Here is an 18,396-nt window from a genome sequence, read left to right as displayed (position 1 = left end):
AAAGATATGCAATAAACGTGCATATTTTTATCGGCGCGGTGTAAGAAAAGAGAACTCTCTCCCGGCCTGCACTGCTCACTATATAAAAGCATCGCAAGAATAACTTTAGCCAGGGTTTGAGACTATAGCTCGGATTAAAAAACGGTATTTAACAAATTTTTATGCGTATTTGCTCTATGTGATAAAGCCAAATCGGCACAAGAGAAGTGAATTAATCTTTAATAAAAGGTTAAAATCAGCGGATAATTTTGCGGCACGCAGTCACTGCGGCAGCGACTGCGTGCTCGAAAGAAGTTATCAGTGGAGGAAATAGTTTTCGGTAACGTTATTTTGCCCTTCATCGTCAGTCGGTAACAGCAGTTGATGGGCATTAGCTTCAAGAATGACCATCGAAATCTGCTCTTCGCTCTGACGCACGAACCATGCAAACTGCTCATAGGTTACGCCCTGCATAACGGATAAAGACTGGCAAACCACCAGCTTTGGCAGATTATCATCCTGCATATCAAGAAATGCTTTCACGGTCAGCGAACTGGCATTGATGGCTGATAAATCCGCCGCCAGCGGCAATACGGCTGAAGGTCGGACTTCCGCCATGGCAGAAAACAGGATCGTGTTATCGATCAGATCGATTTTAGCATCAAAGACACCGTCGAAATTCTGCATATGGGGCAGATGCAGAGCCTGACAGTTATCACATTCAAAAAAACTCATCCCCAGGTCATCGAGCCATTGACGCAACGTATCCAGACCAGGAACGACCAGCGATGTCATAATTTTGTACAACCTCTTCCGATAAAAAGACCGGCACAGCTTACGCAAAAAGCGCAGGCAAAACCATGATCAGTAATGTGATTGCGACTAACCACCCGTTTTCAGGCAATATTCTGTCGTAGCGTGGCGTTCGATCCAGCGGATCATTTTACCCGCGATGTCGATACCGGTGGTTTTTTCTATTCCTTCCAGCCCTGGCGACGCATTCACTTCCATCACCAACGGCCCGCGATTAGCACGCAGAATATCCACACCAGCAACGTCCAGCGCCATCGTTCGCGCGGCTTTTATCGCGATTTCACGCTCCTGTGGTGTGATACTGGCGACGCTTGCCGCGCCGCCACGATGCAAATTGGAACGAAAATCGCCCTCTTTCGCCCGCCGTTCAATCGCAGCGACTACTTCATCGCCAACAACCAGACAGCGGATATCGCACCCTTGCGCCTCTTTGATATATTCCTGCACCAGAATATGCGCGTTCAGACCGCGGAAAGCGTCAATCACGCTTTCCGCCGCCTGACGCGTCTCCGCCAGCACGACGCCAATTCCCTGCGTGCCTTCAACCAGCTTGACCACCAGCGGCGCACCACCGACCATGTCGATTAAATCGCTGGTATCATCCGGCGAATGCGCAATGCCCGTGACAGGCAGGTCGATGCCCTGACGCGCCAGCAGTTGCATGGAACGCAATTTGTCACGCGCCCGGGCAATGGCGACCGACTCATTGAGCGGATAGCTCCCCAGCATCTCGAACTGGCGCAGTGCCGCCGTCCCATAAAAGGTAATGGCGGTGCCAATACGCGGGATCACTGCGTCAAAATGGGGTAACTTGCGGCCTTTGTAGTGAATAGAAGACGCCGCAGGATTTATGTTCATATAGCAAGAAAGCGGATCAAGAATTTCAACCAGGTGACCGCGCTGTATAGCGGCTTCACGCAGCCGCTTACACGAATAGAGCGTTCCATCCCGGGACAATATGGCAATTTTCACCCTGCACCTCTCTGTCAGACCTGGTCAAAAGCCCGCGTATCATACATCGACGTGGCAGTTTTAGCGCGTCGCCCAACCCTGTTTGTGCAAATAATCCAGAATAAATGGGCGGCTTTCTTTAATGATTGTTCGGCGGATATGATCGCTCCAGGTATCCCGGCGATTATTGCTGCCACGGGTGAGGTAATATTCCGCCAGTTGCTCGTCATACTGCGCCAGTGCGTCTTTATCCAGCGGTTGATAGCTGTTTTCATGCACCAAAATGGAGGCCGGTAAACGCGGCTTAAGATCCGGATTATCCGCAGGCCAGCCAAGGCACAGCCCAAACAGCGGCAGAACATGCTGCGGTAATTTCAGCAGTTCCGTCACCGCTTCAATATTATTGCGCAGGCCGCCGATATATACCCCGCCCAATCCCAGCGATTCCGCTGCGGTTAATGCATTCTGCGCCATCATTGCCGTATCAACGACACCGAGCAACAGTTGTTCCGCCAGGCCGAGCTGAGCATCCGGACAGATCTGTAAATGGCGGTTAAAGTCGGCACAGAACACCCAAAACTCTGCCGCTTGCGCTACGTGTTTTTGCCCGCCGGTCAGCGTCACCAGTTCTTCACGTAACGCTTTGTCGGTAATGCGGATAATGCTACTGCACTGCAAAAAACTGGAACTGGACGTCGCACGGGCGCTGTTAATAATCGCCTCACGCTGCGCTTCGGAAATGGGTTCATCAGTGAAATGGCGAATGGAGCGATGGCCACAAATAAGTTCAATGGTTGGCGTCATTATCTTTTTCTCTTTCTGAACGTGAATATTGCGGTGGATGGTTCATCAGCTGTGGGGCAAGACGTTTTGCCACCTGAAGAATAACCACCACCGCAGCGGGAAGCATGAGCAAAACACCGAGAAAAATCATCAGAATCTGCACTTCTGGCCGAGAAAATGGCTCAGGTAGCGACAGGGAGTCGCTTACCGACAGCAGCGCCACCGCCAGCAACATCATTCCGATAAATTCCAGTATCAACACGCTTTTAGGCAATTTACCGATCGCGCGCATACGCTTCCCTCTGCAAAGTGAGCCTTCAGTCTAAAACTTTTCACTGTATTGTGTTTAACAGTTATAGCTTTTAGCAATTAATGCAACAGGTTAAACCTACTTTCAGCGAATACATTTTAGCGTGATCATTACAGGCATAAATCTATGAGGAGAGAAATAATGCAAACCGTTATTTTTGGTCGTCCGGGTTGCCCTTACTGTGTGCGTGCAAAAGATCTGGCTGAGAAATTGAGCAATGAACGCGATGATTTCCAGTATCAGTATGTAGATATTCGTGCGGAAGGGATCACTAAAGAAGATCTACAACAAAAGGCAGGTAAACCCGTAGAAACCGTGCCGCAGATTTTTGTCGATCAGCAACATATCGGCGGCTATACCGATTTTGCTGCATGGGTGAAAGAGAATCTGGACGCCTGATCGTCTGACAAGCCCTCGCATTGAGGGCTTTATTGATTTTTTCTGTGCTGTGGTTTAAACAAACTACTGATAAATAAGAAACACAATGCCCCCAGCGCACACCAGAACACCGCACTTAATAACCATGCCAGCTCTTGCCAGAATGAGCGCGTCGGTGAAAAAAACAGCCGCATAATGAGCATCGAGCAGGGTGCCGCCAGCATTGCGCCAAACAGAGGTTTCAGGACTTCTCTACGATGTGAAAAGAAGCTGGCAACTGCACCAGGAAGAATGAAAAATAGCAAACCGATTTCAGGATGCCCGGCAGCCCGAAAAGCGCCTTTCATGTGCGTCGCCAGAAAAAGACACACCACAATGAAGAGGACAAAACAGCAGATTGCCCCCGCCCAACGTTGTTTATGTTTCACTCGTTCCTCCTGACACTGCGTCTATCGAACACATTTTTCGCCAGTGTGGCGTTCAGTAAGATAAAGCCGCTTCGCATTCCATGCTAATATAGGCCAACGCAATTCATATAGCCGTTGATACCTAATGTGATTACACTAGTAAAATATATTGTTACTTTACTATCGTTTAGGTGCGCTGAATGAATCTGCGCCCTGAATTCTGGTAAAAACATTATCGTAAATTACCATTTCTTTCAACAGCTTACTAGTAAACAAGAAGTTAGCCTCCGTGAATATAAACGTCGCCGAATTGTTAAATGGGAATTACATTCTGTTATTATTTGTGGTCCTCGCGCTTGGGCTATGTCTCGGGAAATTACGACTTGGTTCGATCCAACTGGGTAATTCCATTGGCGTTTTAGTCGTATCGCTGTTATTAGGCCAACAACATTTCAGCATTAACACCGACGCGCTTAATCTTGGCTTTATGCTGTTTATTTTCTGCGTCGGGGTCGAAGCCGGACCGAACTTTTTTTCCATTTTTTTTCGCGATGGGAAAAATTACCTAATGTTAGCACTGGTGATGGTTGGCAGTGCGCTGGTGATCGCCTTAGGGTTAGGTAAGCTGTTTGGCTGGGATATTGGCCTGACGGCCGGTATGTTAGCTGGCTCTATGACGTCGACACCGGTTCTGGTCGGTGCTGGCGATACACTGCGTCATTCCGGCATGGAAAGCAGGCAGCTCTCACTGGCACTGGATAATCTGAGCCTCGGGTATGCCTTAACCTATTTAATCGGTCTGGTGAGTTTGATTGTTGGTGCGCGTTACTTGCCGAAATTGCAGCATCAGGACTTACAGACCAGCGCCCAGCAAATCGCCCGCGAACGTGGCCTGGACACTGATGCCAACCGTAAGGTTTATTTACCGGTGATCCGCGCCTACCGCGTCGGCCCGGAGCTGGTGGCCTGGACCGACGGCAAAAATCTGCGTGAACTGGGTATTTATCGACAAACTGGCTGCTACATTGAACGTATTCGACGTAACGGGATTCTGGCAAATCCAGACGGTGATGCGGTGCTACAAATGGGCGATGAAATAGCGTTGGTAGGCTATCCCGACGCCCACGCCCGACTCGATCCCAGCTTCCGTAACGGCAAAGAAGTTTTCGATCGTGACCTTCTCGACATGCGTATCGTCACTGAAGAAGTGGTCGTTAAAAACCATAACGCCGTTGGCAAACGTCTCGCACAACTGAAGTTGACCGATCACGGTTGCTTCCTTAACCGCGTCATTCGTAGCCAGATTGAGATGCCGATAGATGACAACGTCGTGCTTAACAAAGGTGACGTTTTACAAGTCAGCGGCGATGCCCGTCGCGTAAAAACCATCGCCGATCGCATCGGCTTTATCTCGATTCATAGCCAGGTCACTGACTTGCTGGCATTCTGCGCCTTCTTTGTTATTGGGCTGATGATCGGGATGATCACCTTCCAGTTCAGCACATTCAGTTTCGGCATGGGAAACGCTGCCGGGTTGTTATTCGCCGGAATTATGCTGGGATTTATGCGCGCTAACCACCCGACCTTCGGTTACATTCCGCAGGGTGCATTAAGCATGGTGAAAGAGTTCGGCTTAATGGTGTTTATGGCAGGCGTTGGTCTGAGCGCCGGTAGCGGTATTAATAACGGCCTGGGCGCGATTGGCGGTCAGATGTTGATTGCCGGATTGATTGTCAGTCTTGTGCCAGTGGTTATCTGTTTCTTGTTCGGTGCTTATGTATTGCGAATGAACCGCGCACTGTTGTTCGGCGCAATGATGGGCGCACGCACCTGCGCGCCGGCAATGGAGATCATCAGTGATACAGCTCGCAGTAACATCCCGGCGCTGGGCTATGCGGGCACCTATGCAATCGCCAACGTCCTGCTGACGCTGGCAGGGACAATCATCGTCATGGTATGGCCAGGATTAGGATAAAACTGAAGTTGCCCTGAAAATGAAATTTTTTTTGCACAACCGCAGAACTTTTCCGCAGGGCATCAGTCTTAATTAGTGCCACTGCTTTTCTTTGATGTCCCCATTTTGTGGAGCCCATCAACCCCGCCATTTCGGTTCAAGGTTGATGGGTTTTTTGTTGCCTGAAATTTATCTACTACCCAGCAATCCTCTCAACCATCCTCAAAATCTCCTCGCGTGATAGCGGCTTACGGTCGGTGACAAAATGCAGCGTCATTCCCTCAATAAACGCATCAAGCGCGCGGGCGGTTCCGGGTTCAAACCATTGTTCGAGCGTTTGTTGACTGCGCTGCATCCAGTTTTGCATTACCGTTTTTAAGAGCGGTTTTCGGCTAGCCAGCGCGTAGAGCTGGTACATCAGCTCCATATTATCCGGCGTTGCGACCTGTGAGCTGTAGATCATATCGGTGATAGCCTGGCATGCGCCTGGAGCATCACTAACATCGCTAAAAAATGCCTGATATTGCCGGGACATGATCTCAGTAAAACGGCTGAACGCCTCCAGCAACAACTCATCAATTCCTGAAAAATAGTAGGTCATCGATCCCAACGGCACCCCGGCAAGGGTAGCAATTTTGCGGTGTGTAACAGCATGTATTCCGTAAAGTTTCACCGCCTCCAGCGTGGCCTGGATAATTTTTTCTCGTCGTTGCGGATCGTTAGCGCGACGCATGTCATTTCCTCTCTCTGCAATTGTGTACAAATGTACACAGTCTTGCTAATGTTGTCTTCCCTCTTCTTATTTTGACGTGGTCTATGACCGTAAATTCTTCACGTAATGCATTGAAACGCCGAACCTGGGCGCTGTTTATGTTCTTCTTTTTGCCAGGCCTGTTAATGGCGTCCTGGGCAACCCGTACGCCTGCTATCCGCGATATTCTCTCTGTCTCGATCGCTGAAATGGGCGGTGTTCTCTTTGGTCTGTCGATCGGTTCGATGAGCGGTATTCTCTGCTCGGCGTGGTTAGTGAAACGCTTTGGGACGCGTAATGTCATCCTTGTCACGATGTCCTGCGCATTGATCGGGATGATGGTATTAAGTCTGGCACTCTGGCTGACATCGCCCTTGCTCTTTGCCGTTGGTCTCGGCGTCTTTGGGGCTAGTTTTGGTTCTGCGGAAGTGGCGATAAACGTTGAAGGTGCCGCCGTTGAGAGAGAAATGAATAAGACGGTTTTACCGATGATGCACGGTTTTTATAGCCTGGGCACGCTGGCAGGCGCTGGTGTCGGGATGGCACTGACGGCCTTTGGCGTTCCGGCAACGATGCACATTTTATTGGCGGCGCTGGTAGGCATCGCGCCTATTTATATCGCCATTCAGGCAATCCCTGATGGTACGGGCAAAAATGCTGCCGATGGCACCCAGCATGGCGAAAAAGGCGTTCCTTTTTATCGCGATATCCAGTTGCTGTTGATTGGTGTTGTAGTGCTGGCGATGGCCTTTGCCGAAGGTTCTGCCAACGACTGGTTACCCTTATTAATGGTTGATGGTCACGGTTTTAGCCCTACTTCCGGCTCGCTGATTTATGCCGGTTTTACTCTGGGGATGACCGTTGGACGCTTTACCGGCGGTTGGTTCATTGACCGTTACAGTCGCGTTGCCGTGGTTCGGGCCAGTGCACTAATGGGGGCGTTGGGTATTGGGCTGATTATTTTTGTCGATAGCGCCTGGGTCGCTGGGGTGTCTGTTGTACTTTGGGGACTGGGTGCCTCGCTGGGCTTCCCGCTGACCATTTCTGCCGCCAGCGATACCGGCCCCGATGCACCAACCCGCGTCAGCGTGGTAGCTACGACCGGTTATCTGGCTTTCCTCGTCGGGCCGCCGCTGCTGGGCTATCTCGGCGAACATTATGGATTACGTAGTGCAATGATGGTTGTACTGGCGCTGGTTATTCTCGCGGCTATTGTCGCGAAAGCCGTCGCCAAACCCGATACCAAAACGCAGACGGCGATGGAGAATAGTTGATGAGCATTAAATTAATTGCGGTAGACATGGATGGTACTTTCTTAAGCGATCAAAAAACCTATAACCGTGAGCGGTTTATGGCTCAGTATCAGCAAATGAAAGCACAAGGCATTCGCTTTGTGGTCGCCAGCGGGAATCAATATTATCAGTTGATCTCTTTCTTTCCTGAAATTGCTAATGAAATTGCCTTTGTGGCTGAAAACGGCGGCTGGGTAGTGAGCGAAGGCAAAGATGTTTTTAATGGCGAGCTGTCGAAGGATGCGTTTACTACTGTCGTGGAACATTTGCTGACGCGCCCGGAAGTGGAAATTATTGCCTGCGGAAAAAATAGCGCCTATACCCTCAAAAAATATGACGATGCCATGAAAACGGTGGCGGAAATGTATTATCACCGTCTGGAATACGTCGATAACTTTGACAACTTAGAAGATATCTTCTTTAAATTTGGCCTTAATCTCTCTGACGAACTGATCCCACAAGTGCAAAAAGCATTACATGAGGCCATCGGCGATATCATGGTACCGGTCCATACCGGCAACGGCAGCATCGATCTGATTATCCCCGGTGTACATAAAGCCAATGGCCTTCGCCAACTGCAGAAATTATGGGGAATAGACGACAGCGAAGTGGTGGTCTTTGGCGATGGCGGTAACGATATTGAGATGCTGCGTCAGGCAGGGTTTAGCTTTGCAATGGAAAATGCCGGCAGCGCGGTCGTCGCAGCGGCAAAATACCGGGCAGGCTCCAATAACCGTGAAGGCGTACTGGATGTGATCGATAAAGTGCTTAAACACGAAGCGCCATTTAAGCAATAAAAAAGGCAGCACGCCCGGCAACACAATACCTGAATGAAGGCTGCATAATTCGCGGAAATTAACCCGCTGCATTATTTCAGGCGAAATGATTATGAAAAATTGTCTACTGTTGGGCGCGCTTTTAATGGGCTTTACTGGTGTGGCGATGGCGCAAAGTGTCACCGTCGATGTGCCGAGTGGATACAAAGTGGTTGTGGTTCCTGATTCAGTCAGCGTTCCACAAGCGGTCAGCGTCGCGACTGTGCCGCAAACCGTCTATGTGGCTCCTGCGCCAGCTCCGGCTTACCGCCCGCATCCTTATGTTCGCCATCTTGCCAGCGTAGGTGAAGGGATGGTTATCGAACACCAGATTGACGACCATCACCATTAATTCGACAATGCCTGATCGCACAAAGCAATCAGGCATTTTTTTACCCTTCGTGCGAATTTCCCATCTGTTTATCTTTTAAAAAGATAACCATCAGCGACAGCCACAAAATGCCGTTGACAAGGTTGAAGAGATTAAACAGTCCGTTGCCCCCGTTCAGCCAGGCATGTTTGCTGATTTCAATACCGACGGTAAAGATCAGCATTTGCAGCATCCCCATCGCCGCAGAAACCGTACCTTTACTCATATCGCTGGCAAACAGGGTTAATCGCACCAGTCCCGCATTCGCCAGACCAATACCGAAAGCATAAATACTTAACCCGGCGGTCATCCATAAATACGCGTGCGATGAGATAACCGTTGCCGCAGCAGCGACCAACAGACCAATCATAATCGGCCAGCCGCCCATAATAATCAGCGAACGTACGGTGCGGCGCGAGGTCAGACGCGCTAACAGCAAGTTACCCGCAATTAACGCCCCAAAAATAGGCACTTGCAGCAGGCCATATTCATAGCTGCTCAACTGCTCACCGGTAATAATGATAATCGGCGACTGGGCGATCCACGCCAGCAACGGCAGGCTAACGAATCCCAGCGCCAGCGCCCCCGCCACAAAGCGACCGTTCTTCAGCACCAGCTTATAGTCACGACCGAGTTCTTTCAGCGACAGTTTCTCGCCTATACGCGTGGCGGTTTCAGGCATAGCTCGTTGCAGACCGAAAAAGGAGATCGCTGCCAATGCGGCAAACAAGACAAACATCCCTTCCCAGGGCAGCACATGGATCCACGCCGCGCCCACCAGCGGACCAAGTAGTGGAGCAATCAGCGCCACGTTCGCCATTAGCGCGGTGATCTTGATACAAACCGCCTCTTCGAAGGATTCCTGAATTGCGGCGTATCCCACAGCGCCAATGAAACAGAGGCTTATACCCTGCAAGAAGCGCAACAGGGTGAATTGTTCAATGTTTTGTGCCAGTAATATTGCCAGACAGGTGACGATAAACCACACCACTCCCGCCAGCATCACCGGACGGCGGCCAATACGATCCGACAACGGCCCCAGGAGCCATTGTAAAAACATCCCGCCCGCCAGATACGCAGTCATCGAAGTAGGAACCCAATCAATGCCCGCCTGATATTGTTCCACCACGGCCAACATACCGGGTTGAATCATATCGTTGCCGATATAGGTTGAAAATTCGTAAAGCACCAGACAGAGAGGGAAAAGTAACGCCTGACGTCCAAGCCTGGCACCGGAAGCTAATTTATTTTGCACGCAATTTCTTCGCCAATAATAATCGCGCAAAGTTTAATAAAAGCGCAGCTAACGAGAAAGCGAATTTTGTAGCTGAAACCACGGTTAAGCACATTCTTACATTATTGCGAGTATAGCTACGCTTTCTTTAAGTTTTATTTAACCTTTGCCCGTTACAATCACCTACCGTAAACAGGCCGCTTGAGGGAAATAAGACGATGCCGCTTTACCCAGTTTAACCTGCACTTTATTCTCAACGACTTGCCTGTATTGGCTCCCTTTTAATCACTTTGCGTCGGGAAGTTATGCTGGAAAATTTGAATCTCTCTCTATTCTCTCTTATTAACGCAACGCCAGACTCTGCGCCGTGGATGATCTCGTTGGCGATTTTTATTGCTAAAGATTTGATTACCGTGGTGCCGTTGCTGGCCGCAGTACTTTGGTTGTGGGGGCTTACAGCACAACGGCAACTGGTGATAAAAATCGCTATCGCGCTGGCGGTCAGCCTGTTTGTGTCCTGGACGATGGGACATCTTTTTCCGCACGACCGACCCTTTGTCGAAAATATCGGCTATAACTTCCTGCATCATGCGGCGGATGACTCATTCCCGAGCGATCACGGTACGGTGATTTTCACCTTTGCACTGGCATTTTTATGCTGGCATCGCCTGTGGTCCGGCTCACTTTTAATGGTGCTGGCCGTCGTCATTGCCTGGTCGCGCGTTTATCTTGGCGTCCACTGGCCGCTGGATATGCTCGGTGGATTGCTGGCAGGTATGATTGGCTGCCTTAGCGCCCAGATTATCTGGCAAGCGATGGGGCATAAACTCTATCAACGTCTGCAATCGTGGTATCGCTTCTGTTTTGCATTACCGATCCGCAAAGGCTGGGTGCGTGACTGATCTCTGCTAAAAAGTGTAGTATTGAGCGGCTCGCTTCAATAACTATTCAGAGGGATTATGGAAACACGTCGCGAAGAGCGTATCGGGCAGCTGCTGCAAGAATTAAAACGCAGCGATAAGTTACATCTTAAAGACGCCGCCGCCCTGCTTGGGGTTTCGGAGATGACGATTCGTCGCGATCTGAACAACCACAGTGCGCCCGTCGTTTTGCTCGGCGGCTATATTGTTCTGGAACCACGCAGCGCCAGCCATTACCTGTTAAGCGATCAAAAATCCCGCCTGGTGGAAGAAAAACGCCGGGCGGCAAAACTGGCTGCGACGCTGGTAGAACCCGATCAGACCCTCTTTTTTGACTGTGGCACCACCACGCCGTGGATTATTGAAGCAATTGATAATGAAATCCCTTTTACCGCCGTTTGTTATTCGCTAAATACTTTTCTGGCGCTGAAAGAGAAACCCCATTGCCGCGCGTTTCTTTGCGGTGGTGAATTTCACGCCAGCAACGCCATTTTCAAACCCATCGATTTTCAGCAAACACTGAATAATTTTTGCCCGGATATCGCTTTTTATTCCGCTGCGGGCGTGCATATCAGTAAAGGCGCTACCTGTTTTAATCTTGAAGAGTTGCCGGTAAAACACTGGGCCATGTCGATGGCGCAAAAGCATGTGCTGGTTGTCGACCACAGTAAATTTGGCAAGGTGCGTCCGGCGCGCATGGGTGACCTGAAACGCTTTGATATTGTTGTGAGCGATTGTTGCCCGGAAGATGAGTATGTGAAGTACGCGCAGACGCAGCGTATTAAGTTGATGTATTAATGACGTATAACCGGATGACGTTTCGCGCCATCCGGTTATCAGAAGATTAAGAGAACCAGCTGCCGAACCACTGATGGAATTTCATCATCACGAAATCCCACATCCGACCAAAGAATCCGCCCTCTTCCACATTTTCCATCACGATCAGCGGACGCTGCTCAATGGATTTACCGTTAAGCTGGAAATCAATGGTGCCGACAACCTGACCTTTTTTCAGCGGTGCGGTAAGCTGCGGTTCCGTTAACGTATAACTCGCCTTCAGGTTTTTCAGCTGCCCACGCGGTATGGTCACTGAGCCCGCTTCGCCTGCCCCGAGATTCACTTCGCTCTTATCACCAAACCAGACGCGCTGAGTCACAAATGTGGCATCAGGTTTAATTGGCGTCACGGTTTCAAAGAAGCGGAAACCCCAGGTCAATAATTTCTCAGACTCATTAAAACGGATACGGTCAGTTTTCGCCCCCAGCACTACGGAGATTAAACGCATATCGCCCTGGGTAGCCGAAGCAACCAGATTATATCCCGCGCCTGCCGTGGTTCCTGTCTTCATGCCATCAACATTCAGATTGCTGCTCCACAGCAGACGATTACGGTTAGGCTGACGAATTTTGTTGAAGGTGAACTCTTTCTCTTTATGAATGGCGTACTCTTCCGGCACATCGTGGATCAATGCTTTACCCAGCAATGCCATATCGCGCGCGGTACTGAACTGCCCCGGCGCATCCAGGCCGTGCACCGTCTGGAAGGTAGTGTTGGTCAGACCCAGTTTTTTGGCATAACCATTCATCAAACCAATAAATGACTCCTGGCTCCCGGCAACGTAATCAGCCAGCGCAATACAGGCGTCATTACCGGACTGGATAATCACACCTTTGTTCAAGTCTGCCACCGAAACCTGATCGCCCGGTTTGAGGAACATTACCGATGAACCACGCAGTGCCGGATTTCCCGTCGCCCAGGCATCTTTACCGACCGTCACCATATCGGTGAGTTTAATTTTATCGGCCTTAAGCGCCTGCCCAACCACATAGCTGGTCATAATTTTAGTCAGGCTCGCGGGATCCAGTTTCTCATCCGCATTGCCTTCTGCCAGCACTTTACCGCTGGCGTAATCCATTAAAATCCATGCACGGGCATCCACGCTCGGCGCTTCAACGGTTTGTTCCGCCGCGAATGCCGTTGGGGCAAAAAGGAATAAAAATGCAGAACCCGCTGCAAGACCACGAAGGAGAGAGGAGTATTGCGTCATAAATGCCACCCGAGTATCCATTCAAAAAAAATACGTTATATCGCCGTATGATAAGTTCGGTGATTAATAACGCACACACAAACTTAAAGAAACCGTAAGTTGGTAAAGTTTTTAAAGTTTATGCAATATCCTGCCGCTTCGCTGCTTCTGGTGTCATTTTTTTGCCAGCTGTTGCTTAAAAGTTAACTTTACTTCACCATCGGAGTCCTGTTTAGCCTGTGGCTGCCTGTCGGAAAAGGGGTGAGTATGATTACGCTGTGGGGTCGGAATAATTCAACCAACGTAAAAAAAGTATTGCTGACGCTCGAAGAACTGGAACTACCTTATGAGCAAATTCTCGCGGGCCGTGAGTTTGGGATAAATCACGATACTGATTTTCTGGCGATGAACCCTAACGGGCTGGTGCCGTTGTTGCGTGACGACGAAAGTGATCTCATTCTTTGGGAATCAAACGCCATTGTCCGCTATCTGGCGGCACAGTACGGGCAAAAACGCCTGTGGATCGACTCACCGGCACGTCGTGCGGAAGCAGAAAAATGGATGGACTGGGCAAACCAGACGCTCAGTAATGCTCATCGCGGGATCCTGATGGGATTAGTCAGAACACCACCGGAAGAGCGCGATCAGGCCGCCATTGATGCCAGTTGCAAAGAGTGCGACGCCCTGTTTGCCCTGCTCGATGCGGAATTGGCAAAAGTAAAATGGTTCTCAGGCGACGAGTTTGGTGTGGGCGATATCGCTATCGCACCGTTCATCTACAATTTGTTTAACGTTGGCCTGACCTGGACACCGCGTCCAAATCTGCAACGCTGGTATCAGCAACTCACTGAACGCCCCGCAGTGCGCAAAGTGGTGATGATTCCCGTTAGCTAATTGCGTGGGCTAACTTTAAGTAATTCCCCACTGGACTCGTCGGTGAGAACGTATAAATAACCGTCGGGTCCAGTGCGAACATCACGAATTCGTTGCCCTCTGTCCGTTAAAATACGGCCATCTTCTGTCACTTTGTCGCCGTTGACGCTCATCACAATGACATCTTTATCTTTCAGCGCGCCAATAAATAATTTTTGCTGCCACTGGGGGAATTTGTCGCTGTTATAGAAAGCCATGCCGCTCACGGCGGGCGAATCTTTCCAGTAAAAAACAGGTTGCTCGGTCCCGGCGACGATCTCCCCTTTCGCTTCCGGTATCTTAAAGCCCGAATAGTTGATTCCCCAGGTTGCCAGCGGCCAGCCGTAGTTTTTGCCTTTTTGCGGAATATTAATTTCATCACCACCGCGCGGGCCATGTTCATTCAGCCATAGTGCATTACTCCACGGATTCATCGCCATTCCTTGCGGATTACGAATGCCATAAGACCAGATCTCGGCGCGCACACCGGATTCCTTTATAAAAGGATTATCATCCGGGATTTCTCCCAGGTCGGTCAGACGCACCAGTTTGCCCTGTAATTTATCCAGATCCTGCGCCGTCGGGCGCTGATTGTTTTCGCCCAGAGCAATAAAAAGATAACCTTTACCGTCAAATACCATCCGCCCGCCAAAATGGTTGCCGGTAGACAGTTTTGGCATCTGACGAAAGACGGTGCGGAAGTCGGTCACTTTTGAGAGATCATCACTTAAGCGACCATAACCCACAGCAGTTCCGGCTTTGCCATCATCGCCAACTTCGGAATAACTTAACCAGATGCGGCGCGACTGAGCAAAATCGGGCGCTAAAACCACGTCCAGCAGGCCGCCCTGCCCGTGCGCCCAAACGTCCGGCACTCCGGAAAGCGGCGCAGATAATCCTTTTCCTGCTTGCCAGTGACGCAACTCGCCGCCGCGCAGAGTGATTAACATACCGTGATTATCGGGTAAAAAGGCCAGCGCCCAGGGATGGTCGAGTTTGTCTTGCAGTACTTCGACATTTACCGTTGCAGGAGCCGCCCAGAGAGCGGAAGAAAGACAAATAAGGGGCACAAGGAAAAAGGATTGTCGATGCATAACGCCTCCGGATTGACTCTGGCTTAAAGCGTAGTCAGTGGAGGAGAGAACAAATTCATTTTTACAAAAACTTAAACATGAAGGGGGAGACGCTTTCTCCCCCTTAGTTTTCAGGCCTTCTCAAGCATGGCGTGCTTCTGCAGGCTCTGGATACTCAGCGTTAAGCTCATCAGACAATTTTCAAGCTTATCGGCGTTGACGGTAATAACAGTCGGGCAATCATGGTGCCCACTCATCAAACATACTGCGGCTGTCGCTAATGCTTCTTCAGCATGATGAAGAGCACTCCACTCTTCCTGATCCAGATGAAGATTCAACCGCAGCGATTTATCGTGCAGTTCGCGATTCAGTTTAAAAAAGTTATCTCGTAGATGATTGCTTTCGCTGACGGACATGTATCCTTTTGCCTTCCTCAGTTGCACGTATGCGGCGAGGTCAACGCGTGCGTCGATCAACCGGTTCAGCAGGTCGATTCGCTGTCTGTCAACGAACATACTTCGATCCTCCTCTTTCCAGCCTTGTTGCAATTAAATAGTATGGCTGTTTTTTGAGCAAAATGCTGTCCAGGATCAATTCTTCACGCCGAATTAACAAAATTTACATTTCCTTCAACTCCGCCAGCGAATGAGATTGCGATACAAATTTTATCCAGAACTCTGTAGAATCCCTGCCCTGACCTTTCCTGTAACTGAATATTTTTTAAGCTATGAGCAAAGTAACTCCCCAGCCGAAAATCGGCTTTGTTTCCCTTGGCTGCCCGAAAAACCTTGTCGATTCAGAGCGTATTCTCACCGAACTACGCACTGAAGGTTATGACGTGGTACCGAGCTATGACGATGCGGACATGGTGATCGTCAACACCTGCGGCTTTATTGACAGCGCGGTACAAGAATCACTGGAAGCCATTGGTGAAGCGTTGAATGAAAACGGCAAGGTAATTGTGACCGGTTGTCTGGGGGCAAAAGAAGATCAGATCCGCGAAGTCCACCCGAAAGTGCTGGAAATCACCGGGCCTCATAGCTATGAGCAGGTTCTGGAGCACGTTCATCACTACGTGCCAAAACCGAAACACAACCCGTTCCTGAGCCTGGTGCCAGAACAAGGTGTGAAACTGACGCCGCGTCATTATGCTTATCTGAAAATTTCTGAAGGCTGTAATCACCGCTGCACCTTCTGCATTATTCCGTCTATGCGCGGCGATCTGGTGAGCCGTCCGATTGGCGAAGTGTTAAGTGAAGCGAAACGTCTGGTTGATGCGGGCGTTAAAGAAATTCTGGTGATCTCGCAGGATACTTCCGCGTATGGCGTCGATGTTAAACATCGTACTGGCTTCCACAACGGCGAGCCGGTAAAAACCAGCATGGTCAGCCTGTGCGAACAGTTATCGAAACTGGGGATCTGGACACGTCTGCACTACGTTTACCCTTATCCGCATGTGGACGACGTCATCCCACTGATGGCAGAGGGCAAAATCCTGCCGTATCTGGACATTCCGTTGCAGCACGCCAGCCCGCGCATTCTCAAACTGATGAAGCGTCCGGGTTCTGTAGATCGCCAACTGGCGCGCATCAAACAGTGGCGCGAAATCTGCCCGGAACTGACCCTACGCTCAACCTTTATTGTTGGCTTCCCTGGCGAGACGGAAGAAGATTTCCAGATGCTACTCGACTTCCTGAAAGAAGCACGTCTGGATCGCGTTGGCTGCTTTAAATACAGCCCGGTTGAAGGTGCAGACGCCAATGCCCTGCCTGACCAGGTTCCGGAAGAAGTGAAAGAAGAACGCTGGAACCGTTTCATGCAGCTGCAGCAGCAGATTTCCGCCGAGCGCCTGCAAGAGAAAGTGGGTCGTGAAATTCTGGTGATTATCGACGAAGTGGACGAAGAAGGCGCGATTGGTCGCAGCATGGCAGATGCACCGGAAATCGACGGCGCGGTTTATCTCAATGGTGAAACCAACGTTAAGCCGGGTGATATCCTGCGAGTGAAAGTCGAGCACGCCGATGAGTACGATTTGTGGGGTAGCCGGGTTTAATTAATTCAGGCCGGGCAAAATCATTTGTCCGGCCTGCGAATAATGATTACTGCCAGCTAATCTGCGCCCTGCCGTTTTTCTTACTCTTATACAGCCGCTCATCCGCCAGCATTTTCAATCGTTCGACGGTAGTACATTCATTTGAATGCGCTACACCGATACTGGTGCTTAAATTAATGCTTCCCACCTGGAAATGAACGATTTCTTTTAGAATCGATAGCAACTCTTCCAGCGTGCCGCCAGTATAAATCACCGCAAATTCGTCACCTCCGAAGCGGTAGACTTTACCTTTATCTACCGGGATCTGTGATTTAAGGATTTTCACCACTTTCATCAACACTTCATCGCCCAGCAAATGACCGAAGGTGTCGTTAATGTTTTTGAATTTATCGACGTCAAACAGGCACAAATAACCGCCTTTTTCCGGCAGCGCTTTTAAATCTTCGTCAAAGGATTTTCTGCCCATCGCTTTGGTCAGGTCGTCCAGGAATGCCGAGTTATACATACTGTAGAGTTTTTTGACATCGGCAGCCGAAAAGAAAAGCCCGCCATCCAGTACGCGTTCAAAATGGTTATTAATAATGGCTTCTTTCTCCACAATACCACGATTAATCACTCTGCGTACCAGATAGAGGCAACTGGCACCCGATATCACTGCCACCAATGCGGCAAAGAAAATAATCAATGTACATACCTGAAAATAAACGTCTTTTTTATAAGCAAATACGTACAATCCGGTCGGCAAATAGGAGAAGTGCTCCATTGCTTCCGAAACGGTGAAGATGGCGTTTTTAGCGTTATATTCATCACCGGTCACCGATTTACCGTTCTTGAACAGGGAGAACATCAGGTTCTCGCTATCCATCGCCAGCGATTTTGACAGTAAAGAAAAACGTTCCAGACCAAGCAAAAATATCAGACTACGATTGTGAGTTACCGGATAGAGGTAATAGACGAAGGTTTTACCATCAAAAGAGATAAACCCTGTATTTTTGACATGTCGATACTTAACAACCTGCATAATATCTGCACAATAATTTTTCTCAAACTCCTTTACCTGAATACATTCGTCACTGGAAATCAGATAAGGACCGACATCGTACAAATAAGAGGGTGAAACCGAGTCGGCGTAAGCTGTGCGTAAGCCAACCAACAGCTGTTCCTCCGTAGGATTTAGCGTGTTGATCAGATCAATTGCCACACTCCGCCGATATTCAGCAATATTTGCCACCGCAAAAGCAGTATCAATAACGGACTGTTTCAGGCCATACACCCGTTCCTTTACCATTTGAGTGTAGATCCCGCAGGCAACTGCTGAAATCATGATAAAAATCAGCAGACTGACTGTAAGTACGAATTTATTGATTCTGGACAT

20 protein-coding genes are annotated in these 18,396 nt (G+C 49.6%); 9 read left to right on the top strand and 11 right to left on the bottom strand.

Translation table 11 applies throughout. The features are described 5' to 3' along the window. Positions 1-297 precede the first annotated feature (297 nt). The 4 genes from ACJHX4_RS03200 to ACJHX4_RS03185 form a co-directional block, all read right to left on the bottom strand. Complete coding sequence (locus tag ACJHX4_RS03200) at positions 298-774, bottom strand: YbjN domain-containing protein (protein ID WP_000203025.1); 477 nt, start codon at positions 772-774, stop codon at positions 298-300. Positions 775-861: 87 nt separating this feature from the next. Continuing rightward, on the bottom strand, positions 862-1,764 hold the full coding sequence (gene rimK / locus ACJHX4_RS03195; RefSeq protein WP_000684321.1) for a 30S ribosomal protein S6--L-glutamate ligase: 903 nt from the start codon (positions 1,762-1,764) through the stop codon (positions 862-864). Between the two features lie 60 nt (positions 1,765-1,824). After that, on the bottom strand, positions 1,825-2,547 hold the full coding sequence (gene nfsA, locus ACJHX4_RS03190) for a nitroreductase NfsA (protein WP_000189165.1): 723 nt from the start codon (positions 2,545-2,547) through the stop codon (positions 1,825-1,827). Further along, a complete protein-coding gene (locus ACJHX4_RS03185) occupies positions 2,531-2,818 on the bottom strand; it encodes a DUF1418 family protein (RefSeq protein ID WP_001201575.1) in 288 nt (95 codons plus the stop codon). Before ACJHX4_RS03185 ends, nfsA begins: the two co-directional genes overlap by 17 nt. A gap of 159 nt (positions 2,819-2,977) precedes the next feature. On the opposite strand from ACJHX4_RS03185, the gene grxA reads away from it, so the two are divergent. Continuing rightward, the gene (grxA, locus tag ACJHX4_RS03180; protein ID WP_001195231.1) at positions 2,978-3,235 is read left to right on the top strand and encodes a glutaredoxin 1; all 258 of its coding nucleotides are present in this window, start codon (positions 2,978-2,980) and stop codon (positions 3,233-3,235) included. 29 nt (positions 3,236-3,264) lie between these two features. On the opposite strand, the gene ACJHX4_RS03175 is transcribed toward grxA, so the two are convergent. Beyond that, positions 3,265-3,642 (bottom strand): inner membrane protein YbjM, encoded by a 378-nt coding sequence (locus ACJHX4_RS03175; RefSeq protein WP_000681104.1) that lies wholly within the window; start codon positions 3,640-3,642, stop codon positions 3,265-3,267. Between the two features lie 268 nt (positions 3,643-3,910). Here ACJHX4_RS03175 and ACJHX4_RS03170 point away from each other — a divergent pair, with 268 nt between their 5' ends. Then, on the top strand, positions 3,911-5,596 hold the full coding sequence (locus tag ACJHX4_RS03170) for an aspartate:alanine antiporter (RefSeq protein ID WP_001024876.1): 1,686 nt from the start codon (positions 3,911-3,913) through the stop codon (positions 5,594-5,596). A gap of 175 nt (positions 5,597-5,771) precedes the next feature. Here the strand turns inward: ACJHX4_RS03170 and rcdA are convergent, their stop codons facing one another. Continuing rightward, positions 5,772-6,308: a DNA-binding transcriptional regulator RcdA gene (gene rcdA, locus ACJHX4_RS03165; RefSeq protein ID WP_001295903.1), complete on the bottom strand. Its 537-nt coding sequence runs from the start codon at positions 6,306-6,308 to the stop codon at positions 5,772-5,774. An 83-nt stretch (positions 6,309-6,391) separates the two neighbouring features. Here rcdA and ACJHX4_RS03160 point away from each other — a divergent pair, with 83 nt between their 5' ends. The 3 genes from ACJHX4_RS03160 (at position 6,392) to ybjH (ending at position 8,785) form a co-directional block, all read left to right on the top strand. Then, positions 6,392-7,600: an MFS transporter gene (locus tag ACJHX4_RS03160; protein ID WP_001295902.1), complete on the top strand. Its 1,209-nt coding sequence runs from the start codon at positions 6,392-6,394 to the stop codon at positions 7,598-7,600. After that, complete coding sequence (ybjI, locus tag ACJHX4_RS03155) at positions 7,600-8,415, top strand: 5-amino-6-(5-phospho-D-ribitylamino)uracil phosphatase (RefSeq protein ID WP_001295901.1); 816 nt, start codon at positions 7,600-7,602, stop codon at positions 8,413-8,415. The genes ACJHX4_RS03160 and ybjI overlap by 1 nt, the downstream gene beginning before the upstream one ends. 85 nt (positions 8,416-8,500) lie before the next feature. Further along, complete coding sequence (gene ybjH, locus ACJHX4_RS03150; protein WP_000605480.1) at positions 8,501-8,785, top strand: protein YbjH; 285 nt, start codon at positions 8,501-8,503, stop codon at positions 8,783-8,785. Positions 8,786-8,825: 40 nt separating this feature from the next. Here the strand turns inward: ybjH and mdfA are convergent, their stop codons facing one another. Further along, positions 8,826-10,058 carry a multidrug efflux MFS transporter MdfA gene (gene mdfA, locus ACJHX4_RS03145; RefSeq protein ID WP_001180089.1) on the bottom strand — a complete coding sequence of 411 codons (1,233 nt, stop codon included), beginning with the start codon at positions 10,056-10,058 and terminating at the stop codon, positions 8,826-8,828. Between the two features lie 284 nt (positions 10,059-10,342). Between mdfA and ybjG the strand changes: the two genes are divergently transcribed. Together ybjG and deoR are read left to right on the top strand one after the other, a co-directional pair. Next, positions 10,343-10,939, top strand: a complete 597-nt coding sequence (ybjG, locus tag ACJHX4_RS03140) for an undecaprenyl-diphosphate phosphatase (RefSeq protein WP_000892317.1) — start codon at positions 10,343-10,345, stop codon at positions 10,937-10,939. A 57-nt stretch (positions 10,940-10,996) separates the two neighbouring features. After that, on the top strand, positions 10,997-11,755 hold the full coding sequence (gene deoR / locus ACJHX4_RS03135; protein ID WP_000450118.1) for a DNA-binding transcriptional repressor DeoR: 759 nt from the start codon (positions 10,997-10,999) through the stop codon (positions 11,753-11,755). Positions 11,756-11,801: 46 nt separating this feature from the next. Here the strand turns inward: deoR and dacC are convergent, their stop codons facing one another. Then, on the bottom strand, positions 11,802-13,004 hold the full coding sequence (gene dacC / locus ACJHX4_RS03130) for a serine-type D-Ala-D-Ala carboxypeptidase (RefSeq protein WP_000195961.1): 1,203 nt from the start codon (positions 13,002-13,004) through the stop codon (positions 11,802-11,804). Between the two features lie 246 nt (positions 13,005-13,250). On the opposite strand from dacC, the gene gstB reads away from it, so the two are divergent. Next, positions 13,251-13,877: a glutathione S-transferase GstB gene (gene gstB / locus ACJHX4_RS03125; RefSeq protein WP_001295897.1), complete on the top strand. Its 627-nt coding sequence runs from the start codon at positions 13,251-13,253 to the stop codon at positions 13,875-13,877. Here the strand turns inward: gstB and yliI are convergent. Together yliI and bssR are read right to left on the bottom strand one after the other, a co-directional pair. Beyond that, positions 13,874-14,989 carry an aldose sugar dehydrogenase YliI gene (yliI, locus tag ACJHX4_RS03120; protein WP_000555041.1) on the bottom strand — a complete coding sequence of 372 codons (1,116 nt, stop codon included), beginning with the start codon at positions 14,987-14,989 and terminating at the stop codon, positions 13,874-13,876. The two genes, gstB and yliI, sit on opposite strands and share 4 nt — an antisense overlap. Positions 14,990-15,099: 110 nt before the next feature. Further along, positions 15,100-15,483, bottom strand: a complete 384-nt coding sequence (bssR, locus tag ACJHX4_RS03115) for a biofilm formation regulator BssR (RefSeq protein ID WP_000497137.1) — start codon at positions 15,481-15,483, stop codon at positions 15,100-15,102. Positions 15,484-15,695: 212 nt separating this feature from the next. On the opposite strand from bssR, the gene rimO reads away from it, so the two are divergent. Beyond that, positions 15,696-17,021: a 30S ribosomal protein S12 methylthiotransferase RimO gene (gene rimO / locus ACJHX4_RS03110; RefSeq protein ID WP_000049367.1), complete on the top strand. Its 1,326-nt coding sequence runs from the start codon at positions 15,696-15,698 to the stop codon at positions 17,019-17,021. Between the two features lie 46 nt (positions 17,022-17,067). Here the strand turns inward: rimO and ACJHX4_RS03105 are convergent, their stop codons facing one another. Further along, a complete protein-coding gene (locus ACJHX4_RS03105) occupies positions 17,068-18,396 on the bottom strand; it encodes a GGDEF domain-containing protein (RefSeq protein WP_000086884.1) in 1,329 nt (442 codons plus the stop codon).

It is taken from the genome of Escherichia sp. WS2035, assembly GCF_046487065.1.
In the GTDB taxonomy this organism is placed as follows: Bacteria; Pseudomonadota; Gammaproteobacteria; order Enterobacterales; family Enterobacteriaceae; genus Escherichia; species Escherichia coli.
Note: the sequence above shows the minus strand (reverse complement) of the source record. Positions and strands in the feature narration are given on the sequence as shown.